The 606-nt window shown below is 71.8% G+C and carries 1 protein-coding gene; it reads left to right on the top strand.

Annotated features, from left to right (window positions below; translation table 11 throughout):
- The coding region (locus FW784_RS14145; RefSeq protein ID WP_484482019.1) for an LpxL/LpxP family acyltransferase at positions 1-606 on the top strand (606 nt) is incomplete at both ends.

The following is a 606-nucleotide window of genomic DNA, read 5'->3' as shown; positions in this document are numbered from 1 at the left end:
AGCCGCGAGGCCCGCATCGCGTCGCGCAACCTCGAACTCGCCTACCCGGAAATGTCGGCCGACCAGCGCGAAGCGCTCCGTCGCGCCATCCTGTCCGGCACCGCGCGACAGGCGCTTGAGACGGTGCGCTTCTGGACGCATGCGCATCCGCGTAACCTCGCCCGCATCGTCGAGGCGCACGGTACGCAGCAACTCGACGACGCGATCGCCGCGGGCCGCGGCGTCATCGTGGTGGCGCCGCACTACGGCAACTGGGAACTGCTCAACCAGTGGCTGGCGTCGCGCACGCCGCTGGCGATCCTGTACGCGCCTCCCGAGTCGCCGATCGGCGATGCCTTCCTCAACCGCGTGCGTGCTGCACACGGAGATCCGACGCGCGTGACCCAGATCCGCGCCGAGGCGGCCGGCGCGCGCCAGCTGTTCAAGTGGCTGCATGGCGGGGGCGTGGTCGGGATCCTGCCTGACCAGCAGCCGAAGCAGGGCGACGGCGAATTCGCGCCGTTCTTCGGTCGTCCGGCGCTCACCATGAGCCTGCTCGGGCGGCTGGCCTCGCGCACCGGCGCAGCCGTGCTGGTCGCGTGGTGCGAGCGGGTCGGCGAGGACGCC

The organism is Cognatilysobacter lacus, assembly GCF_008274655.1.
Classification (GTDB): domain Bacteria; phylum Pseudomonadota; class Gammaproteobacteria; order Xanthomonadales; family Xanthomonadaceae; genus Cognatilysobacter; species Cognatilysobacter lacus.
The sequence above is the reverse complement of the archived record's forward strand: the minus strand, read 5'-3'. Positions and strand labels throughout refer to the sequence as shown.